General features: G+C 72.6%; 6 protein-coding genes. All 6 read left to right on the top strand.

Annotated features, from left to right (window positions below; translation table 11 throughout):
* Nucleotides 1–2: 2 nt before the first annotated feature.
* Nucleotides 3–1,307, top strand: coding sequence for a cytochrome P450 (locus ACFY61_RS31770; RefSeq protein WP_389477905.1), 1,305 nt, complete (start codon nucleotides 3–5; stop codon nucleotides 1,305–1,307).
* 29 nt (nucleotides 1,308–1,336) lie between these two features.
* The gene (locus tag ACFY61_RS31765; protein WP_389477903.1) at nucleotides 1,337–1,912 is read left to right on the top strand and encodes a DUF3291 domain-containing protein; all 576 of its coding nucleotides are present in this window, start codon (nucleotides 1,337–1,339) and stop codon (nucleotides 1,910–1,912) included.
* A gap of 69 nt (nucleotides 1,913–1,981) precedes the next feature.
* On the top strand, nucleotides 1,982–3,166 hold the full coding sequence (locus ACFY61_RS31760; RefSeq protein ID WP_389477901.1) for a macrolide family glycosyltransferase: 1,185 nt from the start codon (nucleotides 1,982–1,984) through the stop codon (nucleotides 3,164–3,166).
* Nucleotides 3,167–3,318: 152 nt separating this feature from the next.
* Nucleotides 3,319–4,971 (top strand): glycoside hydrolase family 1 protein, encoded by a 1,653-nt coding sequence (locus ACFY61_RS31755; RefSeq protein WP_389477899.1) that lies wholly within the window; start codon nucleotides 3,319–3,321, stop codon nucleotides 4,969–4,971.
* A 383-nt stretch (nucleotides 4,972–5,354) separates the two neighbouring features.
* Nucleotides 5,355–16,775 (top strand): SDR family NAD(P)-dependent oxidoreductase, encoded by an 11,421-nt coding sequence (locus ACFY61_RS31750; protein WP_389477897.1) that lies wholly within the window; start codon nucleotides 5,355–5,357, stop codon nucleotides 16,773–16,775.
* A 52-nt stretch (nucleotides 16,776–16,827) separates the two neighbouring features.
* On the top strand, nucleotides 16,828–23,720 hold a 6,893-nt coding region (locus ACFY61_RS31745; RefSeq protein WP_389477894.1), incomplete at its 3' end, for an SDR family NAD(P)-dependent oxidoreductase.

Here is a 23,720-nt window from a genome sequence, read left to right as displayed (position 1 = left end):
CCATGCCCACCCTGGATTCCCTCGACATCACCAGCGAGGCGTTGATCAACGAGCGCGGCTACCCGTGGAAGGAGTGGGAGCAGCTGCGCCGCGAGGCGCCCGTGTACTGGTACCAGCGGCCCAACTACGAGCCGTTCTGGGCGTTGACGAAGTACGAGGACCTCGCCTGGGTCGCCGCGAACCCGCACCTGTTCACCGTGGGGCAGCGGGTGCAGATCGAGACGCCGGACGAGATCGAGCCATTCGAGTCGGAGCGGGTGCGCCGTGCGGAGCTGTACGGACACCCGGTCGACTACCACTACGGTCTGCCGTTCATGGACCCGCCGGGCCACCTGCAGGTGCGCAAGGCGATCTACCCGTCGTTCACCGCGGGCGGGCTGAAGGAGCTGGAGGCCAAGCTGAAGGTGCTGGCCGTGCAGCACGTCGCCGAGTTCACGGAGCTGCTCGACGAGCGCGGGCACGCCGACGTGGCGCACGAGCTGTCGGCGAAGCTGCCGCTGGCCGCGCTGTTCGACCTGCTGGGGGTGCCGGAGAAGGACTGGGAGTACCTGTTCACGCTGCACCACCAGATCGCCAGCGCGTTCAGTTCCGGTTTCAAGTCGCTGGAGGGCGAGGACCCGCAGGCCGCGTTCATGCGTCTGATCATGGATCTGGACGACTACATGGCGCAGCTGGTCCGCACCCGGATGGCGGAGGGCGGCGGCGACGGCAAGGACGTGCTGAGCCGGCTGGCGAACGCCCGCCTGAACGGCGAGCGGCTCCAGTTCCACGACATCTCGTACCACTTCACCAACCTGGTGCACGCGGGCAACGGCACCAGCCGCAACGCGATCGTCGGCGGGGTGAAGGCGCTGCTGGAGCACCCGGAGCAGTTGCGGAAGCTGATCGACGACCCGTCGCTGGTGGACAGCGCCGTCGAGGAGATCCTGCGCTGGACCTCGGTGGGCATCGTGTTCGCCCGGGTCGCCAAGCAGGACCTGGAGATCCGCGGCCAGCTGATCCGCAAGGGCGAGACGGTCGCCATGGTGCACCCGTCCGCCAACCGCGACGAGGACGTCTTCGAGAACCCGGACGTCTTCGACATCACCCGCTCCCCCAACAAGCACCTGGCGTTCGGCGGTGCGGGTGAGCACCGGTGCATCGGCAACACCCTGGCGCGGTTCGAACTGCGCGCCATGTTCAACGCGCTGCTGCCGCTGCTGCCGACCCTGGAGCTGAACGGCGAGTCGCGTCTGCACGTGCTGCGGATGGTCGTCGCGGAGTACGCGGAGCTGTCCGTCCGGCGCAAGAAGACCACCGCCGCCTGACGCGGCGGGGGCAAGGGAAGGGAGGCGAGGTGTCCGCACTGGAGACGGAGACGGCGACGGAGACGCGGACGGGGACCGGCGCCGCCGCTCCTGCCGGCGGCGACGGCGGGCGGCTGCTGCCGCTGCTGCCGACGACGCTGGCGGGGTTCGCGGACTGCGACGAGACGGACCTGACGGTGGTGGTGCCGTGGACGGGTCCCGCCATCGACCCGGAGACGGGTCTGCTGCGGGGGCCGCTGCCCGACCGCTATCTGATATCGGCGTCGAGCGGCTGGCCGAAACCGGATGCCGAAGAGACAACCGCTGACATGATTCAGGTCCTCATCCGAGAGGGCCGGCAGAAGTACGGAATGCTCGCGGCGACGTTCGCCTATTCCGAGCGCTGCTGGCACAGCGCGAAAGGGCTGTCCCTCTGGCGGGACGAGGAGTCCATGCGGGCGTTCGTGCAGTCGGCGGACCACGTGGTGGCCATGCGCAAGACGATGAAGGTGATGTACGCCTGGGAGTCCACGCACTGGGTGGCCACCGACACCGCGCGGCTCCCCACCTTCGCCGAGGGCAAGGCGAGACTCTCCGAGGTCCGCCGGGACCATCCCGTCCGATGAGGTCCGCGCCGCGCGCGGATTCCACGATGAGTTCCCCCCTGCCGGCCCCCCCAGAGAAATACAGGTGACATGAGCAAGCACATCGCGTTCTTCAACTTCCCGGCGTTCGGTCACATCAACCCGAACCTGGGCGTGGTGCAGGAGCTGGTCCGGCGCGGCCACCGGGTGACCTGCACGACCACCGACCACTTCGCCCCGGCGATCGAGGCATCCGGCGGTCACCCGGTCCGCTACGAGTCCGTCTTCGGCGACTACTACACCAGCCCCTACACGGAGGAGTCCCTCAAGGGCGAGGGCCTGAGGTGCCTGCGGGAGGCGATCACCCTGGCGGACGCGGCGGAGAAGGCCTACGCCGACGACCTCCCGGACCTCGTCGTGTACGACTTCATGGCGTGGGGCGCCCGGTTCTTCGCGGCCAGGCACGGCGTGCCGGCGGTCCGGCTGTTCCCGTCGTACGGGGCGAACGAGACCTTCGCGATCCACGAGAAGTTCCCGGTCGCCGAGATGACCGACCCGCTGGTGATGGACATGCTCACGCAGCTGGAGGCGCACCTGCCGAGCGTCGGTCTGGAAGGGGTCTCCGCGATGGAGTTCCTCACCAAGATCGAGGAGCTGGGCATCATCTTCCTGCCGCGGGAGTTCCACTACGACGGCGAGACGTTCGACGAGCGGTTCGTGTTCGCCGGGCCCTGCCTGGGTGACCGCTCCTCGTTCCAGGGCTCGTGGAAGCCGTCGACCGGCCGTCCGGTGCTGCTGATCTCCCTGGGTACGGCGGCGACCGGCTGGCCGGAGTTCTTCACCACGGCCGTGGAGGCCTTCAAGGACTCCGAGTTCGAGGTGGTCATGGCGGTCGGCGACCACGTCGACCCGGCCGAGCTCGGCGAACTGCCCGCCCACTTCCACGTGTCGCGGCACGTGCCGCAGCTGGACGTGCTGCGGCACGCGAGCCTGTTCGTCACCCACGGCGGGATGAACTCCACCATGGAGTCGCTCTACCACGGGGTCCCCATGGTCGTGATCCCGCAGATGAACGAGCAGCGGGCGAACGGCCTGCGGGTCGACGAGCTGGGCCTGGGCCGGCTGCTGACCGCCGCCGACACCACCGCGGAGCGGCTGCGCGAGCTGGCCGCCGAGGTCCACGCCGACAAGGACGTCAAGGAGCGCGTGACGGCGCTGTCCGAGCGGATGCGGCAGGTGAACGGCCCGGTCGTCGCCGCCGACGCCATCGAGGGCCACCTGGCCTCCGTCCGCTAGGGCCTTCCTTTCGGGCCGGGCCGGACCGGCCGTGCGCGCGCCCTCCGTGCGTACGTGCCTGCGTGCGTGCGGGGCGTCGGCGGCGGCCGGGCGCCGGGCCGGCCCGGAGGAAAGGCCCCAGCGGCATTCCGTAGACCGAGGAGATAGAGACAGTGAAGCGAATACTGCTGCCGGCGCTCGCCGTCGCCCTGGCGGCGACGACGGCGCCGGCCGTGGCCGTGGACGCCGGCGCGCCGCGCACGGCGCGGGCCGCCGCCACGGACGAGGCCGCCGCCGGGAAGCGGAACGCGTTCCCGCGCATCGGGCCGCTGACCGGACCCGCCGGGAAGAAGGGCTTCCGTTTCGGGGTGGCGAGTTCCGCCACCCAGATCGAGGACCGGAACCCGAACACGGACTGGTACAAGTGGACCGCGCCGGCACCCGAGGGCATGGGCAAGAGCCCGTTCGTCGGCGAGGGCGTCAAGGGCTACACCAAGGCCCTGGAGGACGTCCGGCTCATCGACGACCTGAACGTCGACGCCTACCGGTTCGGCGTGGAATGGGCCCGCATCGAGCCGAAGCGGAACGTCATCGACAGGGCGGCCCTGGACCACTACCGCAAGCAGCTGGACGCCCTCGCCGCCCGCGGCATCCGCCCGATGATCACGGTGCACCACTTCGCCAACCCGGTGTGGGTGGACGACCCCGCCGACAACGCGTGCGCGAACGGGCCCGGCGACGCCAACCTGTGCGGCCTCGACCACCCGCAGGGCGGGCCTCTGGTCGTCAAGGAGATGGCCGAGTTCGCCGGGCTGCTCGCCCGCGCCTTCGGCGACCGCGTCGACGAGTGGGTGACCGTCAACGAGCCGATGGTGTACATGACGCTGTCGCACTCCTTCGGCGCGGGCCCGCCCGGCAAGGCCAGCCTGCTCCAGGGCGACGTCCCCCGGTTCACCGCCGCGCAGCGCACGTACGTCCAGGCGCACGTCGCCATGTACGAGGCGATCAAGGCCGGCGACCAGGTCGACGCGGACCGCGACGGCGCGGCCTCCAGCGTCGGCCTGACCACGGGCGCGCAGGAGTACGTGCCGGTGCGCAACGGCAGGCTCAGCGACGACCCGAAGGACGTCGCGGCCCGCGACCGCTACCGGCAGTTCGTCGACTACAGCGTGGTCGACTCGCTGTGGCAGGGGAAGTTCGACAAGGACCTCGACGGCACGATGGACGAGGCGCACCCGGAGTGGAAGGGCAAGCTGGACTGGCTGGGCCCGCAGAGCTACTCCCGGACCGGCGTCTCCGCCCCCGGCGGCGACCCGGCCGGCATCCTCTACCCGGTGCTCAACGTCGAGGTGTGCCTGGCTGCGCCGAGCCTGCCCCTGCTGGACAGCACGTACTTCGTGCCGACGATGGGGTACGAGACGAACCCGCAGGGCCTGTCGACGGTGCTGCGCGAGTTCGGCGAGCGCTACCCGGGCCTGCCGCTGGTCGTCACCGAGTCCGGCATGGCGACCGAGTCGGGCACGCGCCGGGCCGAGCACCTGGTGCGGGCCCTCGACGAGATCCAGCGGGTGCGGGCCGAGGGCGTCGACGTGCGCGGCTACTACCACTGGAGCCTGATGGACAACTTCGAGTGGCTCGGCGGGTACACGCCGCGGTTCGGCCTGTACCGCGTGGACCGCTCCACGATGGAGCGGACGCCCACGGAGGCCGCCACCGTGTACGCCCGGATCGCCGCGCAGCGGGCGGTGTCCCCCGCGGACCGCGCCCGCTACGGCGGCACGGGCCCCCTGACCCCCGAACCGCCGGCACCGCCCGCGGGGCCCTGAGCCAGGACGCGCGCGACCCGCTGCGGCGGGCCCGCGCCGGGGCGGGCCCTTCCGGCGGGCACTGACCCACGGGCCGGTTCCCGCCGGCGGGGCGCACGCAGGCCCGACGCCCGCCGGCCCGACGTTCGCCGGCCGGGCGCCTGCCCGCCGGGCCGGAGTCCCGGGGCCGTGGGATACGGCCCCGGGATCGCCCCGGGGCTTCGTGCCGTTCGCGCGGGCGGGGGCGGCCGGGTGGGGCTCGCCGGGGGTGGTGGCGTCGGGCTTCGTTCCGCATGCGCTCTAGTACGCCCCGAGCCGGCCCGACCAGGCTGGATCCAGGTGTGTCCGTGCACGGGCCGGGGCGAGCCCGCGCGGACTCGGGTCCACGAAGGGCGAGGTATCGCATGAGCACGGCCACCACGACGGGCGACCACGGATCCTCCCCGGCGCTCGGGGACCTCACGCGACTCGTCCTGGACACCGTCGCGGAGCTGCTGGGCAGCCCCGGGCAGCCGCTGCCGGCGGACCGCCCGTTGCGGGAGCTGGGCCTGGACTCCGCCCGTACCGTCGCCCTGACGTCCCGGCTGTCCGAGCACCTGGGCCGGCCGGTGCCCGCCTGGGCCGTCTGGCAGTACCCCACGGCCGCCGCCCTCGCCGCCCACCTCGCCGGCGACCCCGGCGACCCCGGCGACCCCGGCGACCCGGCCCCGGCCGTGCCGCCCGCCGCCGCCGGCTCGTGGACCGCCGGCCAGTCCCGGGACGCCGTCCTCCACGAGCCCGTCGCGATCGTCGGCATCGGCTGCCGCCTGCCCGGCGGCGTCGACGGCCCGCAGGCGCTGTGGCAGGCCCTCACCGAAGGGCTCGACGCGGTCACCGAAGTGCCCGCCGACCGGTGGAACGCCGCCGACTGGCTGGACGAGGACCTCGACGCCCCGGGCCGGATGACCACCCGCTGGGGCGGGTTCGTCGACGACGTCGCCCACTTCGACGCCGGCTTCTTCCGCATCTCCCCGGCCGAAGCCCGGCAGATGGACCCCCAGCAACGGCTGGCCCTGGAAGCGTCCTGGTCCGCGTTCGAGGACGCCCGCATCCGCCCCGGCTCGCTCACCGGCACCCGTACCGGCGTCTTCCTCGGGACCATGGCGCAGGAGTACCACCTGGCCACCGGCGCGTCCGCCGAGGCCATCGGCACGCACTCCGCCACCGGCTGGGACGGTTCCGTCGTCTCCGCCCGCATCGCGTACGCCCTCGGCCTCCAGGGCCCGGCCATGTCCGTCGCCACCGCCTGCAGTTCCTCCCTGACCGCCACCCACCTCGCGGTGCGGAGCCTGCGCAGCGGCGAGTCCGACCTCGCCCTGGCCGGCGGGGTCAACGTGATGCTGCACCCGCACACCACCGTCGCCATGACGAAGTTCGGCGGCATGAACCCCGACGGCCAGTGCCGCGCCTTCGACGCCGGCGCGAACGGCTACGTCCGTGCCGAGGGCTGCGGTGTCGTCGTCCTGCGCCGCCTGTCCGACGCGCTGGCCGCCGGCGACCGCGTCTACGCCGTCATCCGCGGCAGCGCCGTCAACAACGACGGCGCGTCCAACGGCCTGACCGCGCCCAACCCCGAGGCCCAGCGGGACGTACTGCGCGCCGCGTGGCGTGACGCGGGCGTCGCCCCCCGCGAGGTCTCGTACGTCGAGGCGCACGGCACCGGCACCCTGCTCGGCGACCCGATCGAGGCGGAGGCCCTCGGCAGCGTCTTCGCCGAAGGACGCACCGGGGCCCTCGCGATCGGCTCCGCCAAGACCAACTTCGGGCACCTCGAACCGGCCGCCGGAGTCGTCGGCCTGATGAAGACGGCCCTGGCCCTGCACCACGGCGAGCTCCCGGCCAGCCTCCACTTCGAGACCCCCAACCCGCACATCGACTTCACCGGCAGCCGCCTCGAGGTCGTCACCACCCGCCGGCCCTGGCCCCGGGCCACCCGCCGCTACGCGGGCGTCAGCGCCTTCGGGTTCGGTGGCAGCAACGCCCACGTCGCCCTGGAGGGGGCCCCGTACCACCGTCGCGTCCTGCTCCCGGTCGCAGCCCCCAGCACACCGGAACTCGCCGCGGCCGCCCGGACCGTGTGCCGCGCCCTGACCGCGGAGCCGCCGGCCGGGACCCCCGCCGGCACCGGACAGCCGTACGGCACGGCACTGCCGTACGGCACCGGCGCCCACCGGGTCTTCGCGGCCGTCGACCACCCGTCGCTGGCCGCCGCGGCCCTGGACACCGCCGTCGCGGAGCTGCCCGGCAGGCCGGCCGGGCGGGCCGCCGTCGCCTGGTTCTTCTCCGGGCACGGCTCCCAGTGGCTCGGCATGGGCCGCGACCTCCTCGGCGAACCCGCCTTCCGTGCCGCGCTGGAGGAGTGCGACGCCGCCGTACAGGAGTTCACCGGCTGGTCCGTCACGGAACGGCTCTGCGCGGCCGACGGCGGTGCCGCGCTCCGGGGCACCGACGTCGTGCAGCCCGTCCTGTTCGCCGTACAGGTGGCCCTCGCCCGGACCTTGCGGTCGTGGGGCCGGGCGCCCGACGTCGTCCTCGGCCAGAGCATCGGCGAGGTCGCCGCGGCCGTCACCGCCGGCGCGCTCACGGTGCGCGAGGGCGCCCGCGTCATCACGGCCTGGTCCGCTCTGATCGCCGAACGGGCCGCCGGCCGCGGCACCCTGATCGTGTGCGACCTCCCGGCCGACCGTGCCCGCGAGTACACCTCCGGTACACCGCTGGACATCGCCGGTCACCTCGCGCCCGGCCAGGTCTGCCTGTCCGGGCCGACCGAGGCGGTCGTCCGGGCGGAGCGCGAACTGGAGGCCGCCGGAGTCCGCGTACACCGCGTCGACATCGACTACCCCTCCCACAGCTCCGTCCTGCGGCCCCTCACCGCCGAACTGCTCGACCGCCTCGGGGACGTCCGCGGTCGCGCCGGGACGCTCCCCCTGCTGTCCACCGTCACCGCCGCCCCCGTCGACGGCCCGGCCCTGGACGCCGCGTACTGGGCAGCCAACATGTGCGGGCCGATGCTGCTCGACGAGACCGTCCGTGAAGTGGCCCGGCAGTACGGGGACGACGTCCGCGTCGTGGAGATCGCCCCGCACCCGGTCGCCCGGGTGTCCATCGCCCGCACCCTGGCCACCGTCTCGGAGACGGCCGAGGCCCTCGCCACCTGCCGGCGCGACCAGCCGGCCCGCCAGGGCCTGGAGGACCTGGCGGGCCTGCTGTGGTGCGCCGGAGTGGACGTGGACTGGGCGGCGGTGACCGGCACGGGGTCCGTTGCGGTTCCTGTTCCGGTGGTGGTGTCGGGGCACACGGCCGCCGCGCGCGCGGAGAACGCGGGCCGGCTGGCGGAGTGGCTGGAGGAGCGGCCGGAGTCGGTGCTCGCGGACGTCGCGTACTCGGCTGCCCGGCGCACGGCCTTCCCCTACCGGGCCGGTGTCGTCGCAGGGTCGATGGACGAACTGATCACCGGACTGCGAACCATCGCCCACGACGACGCCACCGGCACGGGTCCGGTCACCGCCGCACCGCGTCTGGCGTTCCTGTTCTCCGGGCAGGGCGCGCAGCGCCCTGGCATGGGCCGCGACCTGTACCAGGCGTTCCCCGCCTTCGCCGAAGCCTTCGACGCCGTCTGCGCGCACTTCGAGGAGGACGTGAAGCAGATCGCGTTCTCCTCCAGCGACGACATCCACGACACGCACATCACCCAGCCCGCTCTCTTCGCCTACGAGGTCGCTCTCTACCGGCTCGTGGAATCCTTCGGGATCCGGCCCGATGCCGTCACCGGGCACTCGGTGGGCGAGATCGCCGCCGCACACGTCGCCGGTGTCCTGTCCCTGGCCGACGCCTGCACCCTCGTCTCCGCCCGAGCCCGGATGATGGGCGAACTGCCCCGCGGCGGGGCCATGGTCTCCGTCCGCGCCGGCGAGACAGACATACGTGAACTGCTCACCGGCAATGTCGACATTGCCGCCGTCAACGGGCCGCAGTCAGTGGTTCTCTCCGGTGGCGAGGAAGCCGTCCTCGCGCTGGCCGCGGTCTTGGAGGAGCGGGGTCACAAGACGCGGCGCCTGACCGTCTCGCACGCGTTCCACTCCACCCTGATGGAACCCATGCTCGACGCCTTCCACCAGATCACCCGCACGCTGACCTACAACCCGCCCACCATCGACATGCCACCCGTCGACGGCCAGCGGGACGCCGACTACTGGGTCCGGCACGTCCGCGACACCGTCCACTTCGACCAGCACATCCACCACCTCGACCAGGCCGGCACCCGCCACTACCTCGAAATCGGACCCCAGGCGGTCCTGACCCCCCTCACCGCCGAGAACCTGCCCGAAGACACCACCAGCCACCTCACCCCCACCACCCAACGCCACACCAACGAGGTGCAGGGCTTCCTGACCGCACTCGTCGAACTCCACACCCACGGCCACACCATCGACTGGGCACCCATCGTCGGCACCGGAACCCACCTCGACCTCCCCACCTACGCCTTCCAACGCGAGCGGTACTGGCTGGACGACCCGGCCGGCAGCGCGCCGGTGGGGACGCGCAGTCGCGCCGAAGAAGCGCTGTGGGAGGCGGTGGCCAGCGGTAGTCCCGAGGAGCTGGCGCAGTTGCTCGGGCTGGACGACACCGGGGCCGCGGCCGCCGTGCTGCCGCGCCTCGCCGCCTGGCACGGCCGCCACGCCCACACCGGCCAAGTCGCGGGCTGGCTGTACGAGGAGGTCTGGCAGCGGGTTCCCGCGCTCCGGGCCGCCCCCGGCCGGGCCGCCGGCCCCTGGCTGCTCGTCGCACCTCCTCCCGGCCTCGCCGCCGCGCTCGAAGCTGTGGGTGCGCGCGTGCACGTGGTCCCGGCTGCCGGAAGCCGGGCCGAGTACGCGGCCGGGCTGGCCGCCGTACCGGCCGGGCTCCTGGGCGAGTTGCGCGGCGTACTGGCCTGCACCCCGCTGGACGAGGCGGAAGCCGCCGACACCGGGGCCGCCCTGCCGTGCGGCACCTCGCAGACCCTCGCCCTGGTCCAGGCCCTCGGTGACGAGGGCGTCGGGGCACCGCTGTGGATCGTCACCCGTGGTGCCGTACGGGCCCACGCGGAGGACGCGGTGGCCCGCCCCTGGCAGGCACAGGTGTGGGGCCTGGGCCACGTCGTGGCCCTGGAGCACGGCAAGCGCTGGGGCGGTCTGGTCGACCTGCCCGAGGAGGTCGACCCGGCCACCGCCGCCCAGCTGCTGGGCACGGTGGCGGGGACCGACGGCGAGGAGCACGTGGCGCTGCGGCCCGCCGGCCGGTTCGTACGCCGCCTGCGACGCGTGACCGCGTCGGCTGCCGTGCCCGGCTGGGCCGGGCGCGGTACGGCGCTCGTCACCGGTGGCAGTGGTGCGCTCGCCGCTCACGTCGCCCGGTTCCTGGCCTCCCGGGGCACCGAGCACATCGTGCTCGCGTCCCGCCGGGGCCCGGCGGCCCCGGGAGCGGCCGGGCTGCGCGCGGAACTGGAGGCGAGCGGTGTGCGCGTCACCCTGGCCGCCTGCGACATCAGCGACCCCGGGCAGACGGCCGAGCTGGTCGCGGCGCTCCGCCAGGACGGATCGGCTCCGCTGCGGTCCGTGTTCCACACGGCGGGCGTGGTGGACGACAAGCTGCTCGACGGCCTCACCGCCGCCGAGGTGGAGGCGGTGGCCGCCCCGAAACTCGGCGGGGCGTGGGCCCTGCACGCGCTCACCCAGGAGTGCGAGCTGGACGCGTTCGTCCTCTTCTCCTCGGTGATCGGGACCCTCGGCAACACCGGCCAGGGCAGTTACGCCATGGCGAACGCGGGCCTGGACGCGCTGGCCGCGCACCGGGGGGCGGCCGGGCTGCCGGTGGTCTCCGTCGCGTGGGGGCCGTGGGCCGAGGGTGGTATGGCCGACGGCGAGACCGGCACCCTGCTGCGGGAGAACGGCCTGGTACCGATGCCCGCGGCCAAGGCCGTGGCCGGGCTGGAGCTGGCGCTGGCGTCGGCGCCGGCGCTGGGTGGCGGACGTACGGTCGTCGTGGCGGACGTCGACTGGCCGCGAGCGCTGACCGCCTTCAGTCCGCGCGGGCTGCGACCGCTGCTGGGGGAGGTCCCCGAGGCCCGGGCGGCGGCCGCCGCCGGGCGAAACGGATCGGCTGCGGGTGCCCATCCGCTGCGGGAGACGGTCGCCGGTCTGCCCGAGGCGGCCCGGATCCCGCACGTGCTGCGGGTGCTGGGCACCGAGGCGGCTGCCGTCCTGGGGGTGGCGGACCCGACGTCCCTCGACCCCGAACGGGGTTTCAAGGACCTCGGCTTCGACTCGATGATGGCGGTGCGTTTCAGCCACCGGGTCCAGGAGCGTTGCGGCGTCGTCACGCCCAGGACGCTGGTGTACGACTGCCCGAACCTGCTCGCCGCCGCCGGCTGGCTGCTGGCGGAACTGGCGCCCGCCGGGTCCGCGGAGACGGACGCCCCGGCCGGCGGGACGGCGGGGTCCGCCAGTCCCGCACGTTCCGCACGTTCCGCCCGGCGCTCCGACGAACCCCTGGCCGTGGTGGGCGTGGGCCTGCGGATGCCCGGCGGCGCACATGACCTGGACAGCTTCTGGGAGGTCCTCGCCGAGGGACGGGACACCGTGTCACCGGTCCCGGAGGACCGGTTCGACGTGGCGCGGTTCTACGATCCCGATCCGGACGCCGAGGGCAGGACGTACGTGCGGCACGCGTCCTTCCTGGACGACGTCGCCACGTTCGACGCCTCGTTCTTCGGCATCTCGCCCCGTGAGGCCGCACCGATGGACCCCCAGCACCGGCTGCTGCTGGAGGCGGCCTGGACCTCGCTGGAGGACGCCGGGTTCAGGCCACGCGACCTGCGGGACAGCAGCACCGGCGTGTTCGTCGGGGCGGGCCCCGGTGAGTACGGGAAGTACCGCCTGGGCTCCGGCGCGGACACGTACACGCTAACCGGCAGCCTGCCGAGCTTCCACGCCGGCCGGCTCTCCTACCACCTCGGGCTCCAGGGGCCGGCCCTCGCCGTCGACACCGCCTGCTCCTCGTCGCTGGTCGCCCTGCACCTGGCGGCCGAATCGCTGCGGAACGGGGAGTGCGACCTCGCTCTGGCGGGCGGCGTGCAGGTCCTCGCGGATCCGGGTGCGTTCGTGGCGCTCAGCCGGTCGCACGCGCTGGCGGCGGACGGCCGCAGCAAGACGTTCTCCGCGGCGGCGGACGGGTACGGGCGCGGCGAAGGCGTCGGCGTCATCGCCGTCATGCGGCTGGGCGACGCCCTCGCGCAGGGACGCGACGTACTCGGGGTCATCAGGTCGACGGCGGTCAACCACGACGGGGCCAGCAGCGGCATCACCGCTCCGAACGGCACCTCGCAGCAGAAGGTGCTGCGGACGGCCCTGGGAGCCGCCGGCCTGGCACCGGCCGACGTGGACTACGTGGAATGCCACGGCACTGGGACCTCGCTGGGCGATCCGATCGAAGTGCAGGCACTGGCGACCGTGTACGGCGACGGGCGCGGGGCCGGGCAGCCACTGGCCCTGGGCACGGCGAAGAGCGTCATCGGCCACCTGGAGTCGGCCGCCGGCATCGCGGGGGTCTGCAAGGTCCTCGCCTCGTTCCGGCACGAGGCCCTGCCCGCCACGTTGCACAGCTCGCCGCGCAACCCCAACATCGCGTGGGACGAGCTGCCTGTGCGGGTCGTGGACGAGTTGACGCCGTGGGCGCGGGGTGAGCGGGTGCGGCGCGCGGGCGTTTCGTCGTTCGGGCTGAGCGGCACCAACGCGCACGTGGTGCTGGAGGAAGCTCCGGTGGTCGAGGCTCGGGACGAGCCGCGGACCACTGCTCCGGCTCCTGTTCCTGTTCCGGTGGTGGTGTCCGGGCACACGGCCGCCGCGCGCGCGGAGAACGCGGGCCGGCTGGCGGACTGGCTGGAGGCACGCCCGGAATCGGTGCTCGCGGACGTCGCGTACTCCGCTGCCCGGCGCACGGTCTTCCCCTACCGGGCCGGTGTCGTCGCAGGGTCGATGGACGAACTGATCACCGGACTGCGAGCCATCGCCGACGACGACGCGTCCGGCACGGGTCCGGTCACCGCTGCACCGCGTCTGGCGTTCCTGTTCTCCGGACAAGGCGCGCAGCGCCCTGGCATGGGCCGCGACCTGTACCAGGCCTTCCCCGCCTTCGCCGAAGCCTTCGACGCCGTGTGCGCCCACTTCGACGGCGAGCTCAAGGCCGTCGTGTTCAGCGGCGGGCCCGAGATCCACGACACGCACATCACCCAACCCGCCCTCTTCGCCTACGAAGTCGCTCTCTACCGGCTCATGGAGTCCTTCGGGATCCGGCCCGATGCGGTCACCGGGCACTCCGTGGGCGAGATCGCCGCCGCACACGTCGCCGGTGTCCTGTCGCTGGCCGACGCCTGCACCCTCGTAGCGGCCCGAGCCCGGATGATGGGCAACCTGCCCCGCGGCGGGGCCATGGTCTCCGTCCGCGCCAACGAGACAGACGTCCGTGAACTGATCACCGGCAATGTCGACATCGCCGCCGTCAACGGACCGCAGTCAGTGGTTCTGTCCGGGGACGAGGAAGCCGTCCTCGCCGTGGCCGCGGTCCTGGAGGAGCGAGGCCACAAGACGCGGCGTCTGACCGTCTCGCACGCGTTCCACTCAGCCTTGATGGAACCCATGCTCGACGCCTTCCACCAGATCACCCGCACGCTGACCTACAAGCCGCCCACGATCGACATGCCACCCGTCGACGGTCAGCGGGACGCCGACTACTGGGTCCGGCACGTCCGCGGCACCGTCCACTTCGACCAGCAGATCCACCACCTCGACCAGGCCGGCACCCGCCACTACCTCGAAATCGGACCCCAGGCCGTACTGACCCCCCTCACCGCCGAAAACCTGCCCGAAGACACCACCAGCCACCTCACCCCCACCACCCAACGCCACACCAAAGAAGTCCACGGCTTCCTGACCGCACTCGTCGAACTCCACACCCACGGCCACACCATGGACTGGAGCAGTCAGGCCGGTGTCTCGCGGGTCGCTCTACCGACGTACGCCTTCCAGGGCGAACGGTTCTGGGTGGACCTTCCGCGCGACACCGGTGACGTAGCTGCCGCAGGCCTCGACTCCGCCGGGCACCCGTGGCTGAGTGCGGTCACGGAGCTGGCGAACGGTGAGGGGCACGTCTTCAGTGGCCGGATCTCGCGCCGCGAGTTCCCCTGGCTCACCGACCACATGGTGCACGGCACGGTCATCGTCCCCGGCACGGCCCTGCTCGACCTCGCACTCGCCGTCGGCCACCACCTGGGGTCGGGGCAGGTCGAGGAGCTCACCCTGCTGGAGCCGCTCGTCCTGCCGGACGACGGCGACGTCCGCCTCCAGATCACCGTCACCGAAGGTCACCTCACCATCCACGGCCGGCGCGACGAGTCCTGGACCCAGCACGCCGACGGCCGACTGGGCGAAAGCCGGGGACCCGCCGCCGAAGGCTTCGAGTCACTGCGCCAGTGGCCCGTCGCCGGGAGCGAGCGGGTCGACCTGAGCGACTTCTACGAGCACTTCCGCGAACAGGGCCTCGACTACGGACCGGCCTTCCAGGGCCTGACCGAACTCTGGCGGGACGAGCAGAGCGCCTACGGACTCGTCCGGCTCCCGCAAGACGTGCCCGCGGGAGACTTCGGCATCCACCCGGCCCTCCTGGACGCCGCGCTGCACACCTTCAAGGGCGTCGTCCCCGATTCCGGGGACATGGACGGCGTGCTCCTCCCCTTCGAGTGGGGGTCCGTGCGGCTGGAGGTGGCGGGTGGTACGGAACTGCGTGTTCGTGTCGACAGGGTCGAGGGCTCGTCGGGGGACGGCGCGCAGCTGCTTCGTGTGCTCGTCGCCGACGCGGCAGGTGCCCCTGTGGCCCAGGCCGATGGACTGCACCTGCGGCGGGCCACCGCCGACCGGATCCGAACGGCCACCGGGGTGGATCACCTCTACCAGGTGGAGTTCCAGCCGGTCACGAAGCCGGGGACGGGAGGGGTCGAGCAGACCGTCATCGACGCCCGGACCTGGACCGGCACCCCCACCGAGATCGCCGCACGCGGCCTGACCGCCCTCCAGGAAGCCCTCGCCGACGCCACGACGACCGGTGAACTCGTACTCGTCACGAGCGGCGCCGTCTCCGATCCGGCACACGCCGCTCTCTGGGGACTCGCCCGCTCCGCACGCAACGAACACCCCGAACGCGTCATCCGTCTCATCGACACCGACGACGACGAGGCACTCGGCGCAGCACTTCGGGTCACCGGCGAACCCGAGCTCCTCCTCCGTGACGGGCAGGTCTTCGCCCCCCGCCTGGTCCGTGCCACCGCCGACACGGACAGCTCCGCTCGAGAGCTGGACGCCGAGGGAACGGTCCTGATCACGGGAGGCACCGGCGAGCTGGGCCGGGCCCTCGCCCGCCACCTCGTGACCCGGCACGGCATCCGCCACCTCGTCCTCACCAGCCGCCGCGGCGACCAAGCCCCCGGTATCCACGACCTGATCGGCGAACTGACCGACGCCGGGGCCGAGACCGTCCAGGTCCTCGCGTGCGACGTCGCTGACGAGCGGCAAGTCCGGACACTCCTGACGGGGGTCGACCCGTCCCGTCCCTGGACCGGGATCTTCCACCTCGCCGCCGTCCTCGACGACGGACTCCTCACCGACCAAACCACCGAACGACTCGCACACGTCATGGCGCCCAAGGCCCTCGGCGCCCTCCACCTGCACGAGGTGTCCACCGAACTCGGCCTCGACCTCGACGCCTTCGTCCTCTACTCGGGCGCGGCCGGTGTGCTGGGTACGGCAGGTCAGAGCACGTACGCCGCCGCCAACACCGCACTCGACGCCCTGGCCGCGCTCCGCCACAGCCTGGGCCTGCCCGCCACCAGCCTCTCCTGGGGCCTCTGGCAGCAGCAGGACGGCAACGGCCTGGCCGCGCACCTCGGCGACGCAGACCTGTCCCGTATGCGCCGCCAGGGCATCGCCCCGCTGCCGCCGGAGCAGGGGCTCCGGCTGCTCGACCGGGTGGTCGGGCACGGCTCCGCGCACCTCGTGCCCGCAGCCCTGGATCTGGCGGCGGTCCGGCGGGGTGCTGAGGAGGACGGCGTGGTTCCGGCGCTGTTCCGCGCGCTGGTGCGTACGGGCGTCCGACGCCGGTCCGGCGGCACGGGCGCCGGCGAGGCCCCGGAGAAGTCGTTGCGCGAGGCCCTGCTGGCGCTGCCCGCCGACCAGCGCGCCGGGCGGGTCGGGGAGGTCGTCCTGAACGAGCTCGCGCAGGTGCTGGGGCTCGGCGGTACCGCCGGTCTCGCCCCTGACCAGGTGCTGAAGGAACTGGGGTTGGACTCGTTGATGGCCGTCGAGCTGCGGAGGCGGATCGCCGCGGCCACGGGCACGTCCCTGCCGGCGACCCTGGTGTTCGACTACCCGACGCCCGGCGCCATCACCCGGCTGGTGACGGAGCGTCTGGGGGTCTCGGACGCCCCGGCCCCGCAGGCGGGCCCGTCCGGCGGCCCCGCGGACGTACTGCGGTGGGTACTGGAACGTGTCTCCGCGGACCGGCTCCAGCGCAGTGGCCTGCTCGACGCACTCGTGGACCTGACGACGCGGGAGGACGACGGCCCCGCCGCCGACGGCGCAGGCGCGCCGCCAGCCGCGGCGTCGCCCACGTCCGCCGGGCCGGACCCGGAGGAGCGGTCGATCGACGACATCAACGCCGAGCTGAACGCGTTCCTCGAAGCCGCCGGGGCGGACGGCTGATCCCCACTCCCCCACCGAAACCGACACCGTCACGCAGAGGAAGCCCCCAGAGATGACTCAACCGGACCAGGCCCAACTGGAACGCGCTCTGCCCGCCATCCGCCTCCTCCAGAAGCGTGCGGCGGACCTGGACGCACGCTTCCACGAGCCGATCGCGGTCGTTTCGATGGCGTGTCGTCTCCCCGGCGGGATCGACACCCCGGAGGGCTTCTGGAAGTTGCTGGCCGGTGGCGGCGACGCCGTCGGCGGGTCTCCCTCCCACTGGGAGGGCCTGGACTACTACGACCCCGATCCGGAGGCCGTCGGAAAGAGCTACGCGCGCGAGGGCGGGTTCCTGGAGGGCGTGGAGGGGTTCGACGCGGCCTTCTTCGGGATCTCGCCGCGCGAGGCGCTGTCGATGGACCCGCAGCAGCGGCTGGCGCTGGAGACGTCCTGGGAGGTGCTTGAGCGGGCGGGGATCCGGCCGGAGTCGCTCCGGGAGAGCCGTACCGGCGTCTACCTCGGCACGATGAGCACCGACTACGGCAACCACCAGGGGCACGACTTCGCCGCCCTCGACGGCTACGTGAAGACCGGCAACGCCAGCAGCGTCGTCTCGGGCCGTGTGTCGTACGCGCTGGGACTACAGGGGCCGGCGGTCACGATCGACACGGCCTGCTCGTCCTCGCTCGTGGCCCTGCACCTGGCGGCCACTGCCCTGCGCCAGGGCGAGTGCGACCTCGCGCTCGCGGGCGGGGTCACGGTCATGTCGACCCCTTCCCTGCTGGTGGAGTTCAGCCGGCTCAAGGGGATGGCCGCGGACGGGCGCTGCAAGAGCTTCTCGGCGGGGGCCGACGGTGTGGGGTGGGCCGAGGGCTGTGGTGTCGTACTGCTGAAGCGGCTGTCGGCGGCCGAGCGGGACGGGGACCGGGTGCTGGCGGTGATCCGTGGCTCGGCGGTCAACCAGGACGGGCGCAGCCAGGGCCTGACCGCTCCGAACGGGCCGTCCCAGCAGCGCGTCATCCACGACGCTCTGGCAGCCGCCCGCCTCAAGCCGCAGGACATCGACGCCGTCGAGGCACACGGCACCGGGACCTCCCTCGGCGACCCCATCGAAGCCGGTGCGCTCGCCGAAGTCTTCGGACGGCACGAGGTCTTCCTCGGGTCGTCCAAGTCCAACCTGGGACACGCCCAGGCGGCGGCGGGTGTGATCGGCCTGATGAAGATGGTGCTGGCACTCCAGCACGAGATGCTGCCCAAGACCCTGCACGCGGAAGAGCCCAGCCCGCACGTCGACTGGGCGGACAGTGGCCTCACCCTGCTCCAGCAGGCCCGTGACTGGCCCAAGGGCGAGCGGGTCCGGCGCGCGGGCGTTTCGTCGTTCGGGCTGAGCGGCACCAACGCGCACCTGGTGGTGGAGGAAGCACCGGTGACCGTGGCTGCGGAGCCCCCGGCCGATGGCCCGGGCCGACTGCTGCCCGCGGTTCCCGTGGTGGTCTCCGGGCGCACCGAGGGGGCGGTACGGGGCCAGGCGGGCCGGCTGGCGGAGTGGCTGGAGGAGCGCCCGGAATCGGTGCTCGCGGACGTCGCGTACTCGGCTGCCCGGCGCACGGTCTTCCCCTACCGGGCCGGTGTCGTCGCAGGGTCGATGAACGAACTGATCACCGGACTGCGAGCCATCGCCGACGCCGGCGGTGGGGTCGGCCCGGCGGCTGCGGGTACACCGCCGCGTCTGGCGTTCCTGTTCTCCGGGCAGGGCGCGCAGCGCCCGGGCATGGGCCGCGACCTGTACCAGGCGTTCCCCGCCTTCGCCGAAGCCTTCGACACCGTCTGCGCGCACTTCGAGGAGGACGTGAAGCAGATCGCGTTCTCCTCCAGCGACGACATCCACGACACGCACATCACCCAACCCGCCCTCTTCGCCTACGAAGTCGCTCTCTACCGGCTCGTGGAATCCTTCGGGATCCAGCCCGATGCGGTCACCGGGCACTCCGTCGGCGAGATCGCCGCAGCACACATCGCCGGCGTCCTGTCCCTGGCCGACGCCTGCACCCTCGTAGCGGCCCGAGCCCGGATGATGGGCGAACTGCCCCGCGGCGGGGCCATGGTCTCCGTCCGCGCCGGCGAGACAGACGTCCGTGAACTGATCACCGGCAATGTCGACATTGCCGCCGTCAACGGGCCGCAGTCAGTGGTTCTCTCCGGTGGCGAAGAGGCCGTCCTCGCGCTGGCTGCGGTCCTGGAGGAGCGGGGTCACAAGACGCGGCGCCTGACCGTCTCGCACGCGTTCCACTCCACCCTGATGGAACCCATGCTCGACGCCTTCCACCAGATCACCCGCACGCTGACCTACAACCCGCCCACCATCGACATGCCACCCGTCGACGGCCAGCGGGACGCCGACTACTGGGTCCGGCACATCCGCGACACCGTCCACTTCGACCAGCAGATCCACCACCTCGACCAGACCGGCACCCGCCACTACCTCGAAATCGGACCCCAAGCGGTCCTCACCCCCCTCACCGCCGAAAACCTGCCCGAAGACACCACCAGCCACCTCACCCCCACCACCCAACGCCACACCAACGAGGTGCAGGGCTTCCTGACCGCACTCGTCGAACTCCACAACCACGGCCACACCATCGACTGGACACCCGCCCTCGGCACCGGAACCCACCTCGACCTCCCCACCTACGCCTTCCAACGCGAGCGGTACTGGCAGCGCATCAACTCGTCGGGTGATGTTGCGTCGGTGGGGCTGGAGACGGCGGAGCACCCGTGGCTCGGTGCGGTGACCGTGCTCGCCGATGGTGAGGGACACGTCTTCAGCGGCCGGATCTCGCGCCGCGAGTTCCCCTGGCTCAACGACCATGCCGTGTTCGGCACCGTGATCGCGCCGGGTACGGCCCTGCTCGACCTCGCACTCGCCGTCGGCCACCACGTGGGGCGCGGCCGGGTCGAGGAGCTCACCCTGCTGGAGCCGCTCGTCCTGCCCGAGGAGGGCGACCTGCGCCTCCAGGTCACCGTCAACCAGGGACACGTCGCCGTGTTCAGCCGGCGCGACGAGTCCTGGACCCAGCACGCCGGCGGCCGACTGGGCGAAAGCCGGGGACCCGCCGCCGCAGGCTTCGAGTCACTGCGCCAGTGGCCCGTCGCCGGGAGCGAGCGGGTCGACCTGAGCGACTTCTACGAGCACTTCCGCGAACAGGGCATCGACTACGGACCGGCCTTCCAGGGCCTGACCGAACTCTGGCGGGACGAGCAGAGCGCCTACGGGCTCGTCCGGCTCCCGGAAGAGGTGCCCGCGGGAGACTTCGGCATCCACCCGGCGCTCCTGGACGCCGCGCTGCACGTCCTGAAGGGATCGGCGGCCGCGCAGGAACGTTCGACGGGGGTCCTGCTTCCGGTCGAGTGGACGGACGTCGAGCTGTCGGCGGTCGGCGGAACGGAGTTCCGTGTCCGTGCGGATGTCGACACGTCGGGCGCTGCTCTTGATCTCTGGCTGTCGGACCCGGCCGGTGAGCCGGTTGCTGCCGGTCGGCTGCACCTGCGGGAGGTGACCGCCGACCAGATGCGGACGACCGCTCCGGTGGATCACCTGTACCGGGTGGAGTTCCAGCCGGTCACCAGCCCGGTGACGGCAGCGGCCGAGCGGACCGTCATCGACGCCCGCGCCTGGACCGGCACCGCCACCGAGATCGCGTCACGCGGCCTGACCGCCCTCCAGGAAGCCCTCACCGACGCCACGACGACCGGCGAACTCGTCCTCGTCACGAGCGGCGCCATCGACGACCCCGCCCAGGCCGCTCTCTGGGGACTCGCCCGCTCCGCACGCAACGAACACCCCGAACGCGTCATCCGTTTCATCGACGCCTCAACCGCCGATGAGGACCTGGCGCCTGTCCTGTCCGTCAAGCGGGAACCGGAGCTCGTCCTCCGTGACGGACAGGTCCTCGCCCCACGGCTGGTCCGCGCCACTGACGAGACCGACGCAGAGGGCCGACGTCTCGACCCGGCAGGCACGGTCCTGATCACCGGCGGCACCGGCGAGCTGGGCCGGGCCCTCGCCCGCCACCTCGTGACCCGGCACGGCATCCGCCACCTCGTCCTCACCAGCCGCCGCGGCGACCAAGCCCCCGGTATCCACGACCTGATCGGCGAACTGACCGACGCCGGGGCCGAGACCGTCCAGGTCCTCGCGTGCGACGTCGCTGACGAGCGGCAAGTCCGGACACTCCTGACGGGGGTCGATCCCTCCCGTCCCTGGACCGGGATCTTCCACCTCGCCGCCGTCCTCGACGACGGACTCCTCACCGACCAAACCACCGAACGACTCGCACACGTCATGGCGCCCAAGGCCCTCGGCGCCCTCCACCTGCACGAGGTGTCCACCGAACTCGGCCTCGACCTCGCCGCGTTCGTGCTCTTCTCCTCCACGTCCGGTGTCCTCGGCAGCAGTGGCCAGAGCAACTACGCGGCCGCCAACACGGCCCTCGACGCGCTCGCCGTGCTCCGCCGCAACCAGGGCCTGCCCGCCACCAGCCTCTCCTGGGGCCTCTGGCAGCAGCAGGACGGCACTGGACTGGCCGCACACCTGGGGCAGGCCGAACTGGCACGGCTGTCACGGCGCGGGATCGGTGCGCTCACGACCGGCCAGGCGTTGGCCGCCCTCGACGCGGCGCTCGAACAGCCCCACGCGCACCTCGTCCCCGTCAAGCTCGAAGCGGCTGCTCTGCAGCGGGCGGCGGCCGAGTCCGGGGAGGAGGTCCCCGGACTGTTGCGCGGCTTGGTGCGCGTACGGGCGAACCGTGCTAGGGCGAGTGCCGAGGGCACGGATGGGTACGCCTACGCCCTGCAACGGCAATTGCTGCCGCTCGCCGAGCCCGAGCGCATGCAGTTCCTGCTGCGGCTCGTACAGCGCGAGGCCGCGGTGGTACTGGGTGTCGCGGACGGCGAGAGCATCAAGCCACAGCAGCTCTTCTCCGAGCAGGGCCTGGACTCGCTGATGGCGGTGGAGCTCCGGCGTCAGCTGTCCGCCGCGACCGGAATCACCCTGCCGGCCACGCTCGCCTTCGACTATCCGACTCCCGCTGCCGTGGCCGGCCTGTTGCTCGACCGCCTCGACCTCGACGCCGGGCCGGACCCGGCCGACGTCACCAACTGGCAGCCGGGCTTGGCCTCCCCGGCCGACGACCCGATCGCGATCGTGTCCATGGCGTGCCGCCTGCCCGGGGGGATCGACACACCCGAGGGCTTCTGGGAGCTGCTCGTGGCGGGTGGCGACGCGATCGGCGGTCTCCCCTCCCGCTGGGACGGGCTGGACCTGTACGACCCCGACCCGGAGGCGGTCGGCAAGAGCTACACCCGCGAGGGCGGGTTCCTCGAGGACGTGGCGGGGTTCGACGCGGCCTTCTTCGGGATCTCGCCGCGTGAGGCGCTGTCGATGGACCCGCAGCAGCGGCTCGTACTCGAAACCGCCTGGGAGGCGCTGGAGCGGGCCGGCATCCGGCCCGATTCGCTGGGCGGCAGCCGGACCGGCGTCTACCTGGGGGCGATGAGCTCCGACTACGACCGTCAGGGGCAAGGTCTCGAGGCCCTGGACGGGTATCTCGGTACGGGCAACGCGGGGAGCATCGTCTCCGGCCGCGTGTCGTACGCGCTCGGACTTCAGGGACCGGCCGTCACCATCGACACGGCCTGCTCCTCGTCGCTCGTCGCCATGCACCTGGCCGCCGGCGCCCTCCGGCAGGGCGAATGCGACCTGGCGCTGGTCGGCGGCGTGACGGTGATGTCGACGCCGACGTCGTTCGTGGAGTTCAGCCGGCTCAGGACGACGTCTCCGGACGGCCGTTGCAAGAGCTTCTCGGCGCGGGCGGACGGGGCCGGCTGGTCCGAGGGCGTCGGCATGGTGGTACTGAAGCGGCTGTCCGCGGCCGAGCGGGACGGGGACCGGGTACTGGCGGTGATGCGTGGCTCGGCCGTCAACCAGGACGGGCGCAGCCAGGGCCTGACCGCTCCGAACGGGCCGTCCCAGCAGCGCGTCATCCACGACGCACTGGCCGCCGCCCGCCTCGCCCCGACCGACATCGACGCCATCGAGGCACACGGCACCGGGACCTCCCTCGGCGACCCCATCGAAGCCGGTGCGCTCGCCGAAGTCTTCGGACGGCACGAGGTCCACCTCGGGTCGGCCAAATCCAACATCGGCCACACGCAGGCGGCGGCGGGCGTCAACGGCGTGATCAAGATGATCCTGGCGCTCCAGCACGAGATGCTGCCCAAGACCCTCCACGCGGAGGAGCCCAGCGCACACATCGACTGGGAGTCCACCGGCCTGAACCTGCTGCGGGAGGCCCGGGCGTGGGAGCGCGGGGAGCGGGTGCGGCGGGCGGGTGTGTCCTCGTTCGGTCTCAGCGGTACGAACGCCCACGTCGTCATCGAGGAGGCGCCCGAGCCCGCTCGGGCCGCTGCGGGGGCCGGGCCGGCTCGTAGCCTGCCCGTCGTCGTATCCGCTTCGGACCAGGCCGCGCTGCGCGAGCAGGCCGGGCGGTGGGCGGACTGGCTGACCGAGCACCCGGACGTCCCGCTCGCCGACGTCGCGTTCACGGCGGCGCGGTCCCGCACGCACTTCGCCGAACGGGCGGGCGTGGTGGCCGACTCTTCCGCGCGGGCGGCGGAGCTGCTCCGGATGCTGGCGGAGGGACGGTCTCACAGCGACATCGTCACGGCTTCGGCGGTGGAGCGGGGCGGTGTGGTGTTCGTCTTCCCCGGCCAGGGCAGCGAGTGGGCCGACATGGGCCGCGAGCTGTTGGAGCAGTCACCGGCGTTCGCGGAAGCGGTACGCGACTGCGATGCCGCTCTCGCCCCGTACCTGAACGGCCGGTCGATCGAAACCATCCTGCGCACCGCCGACACCACCCACTGGCACCGCCTGGACGTCATCCAGCCCGTCATGTTCACCATGTA

Source organism: Streptomyces sp. NPDC012888 (assembly GCF_042900645.1).
Lineage (GTDB): Bacteria > Actinomycetota > Actinomycetes > Streptomycetales > Streptomycetaceae > Streptomyces.
This window is presented reverse-complemented; position numbering and strand designations above follow the sequence as displayed.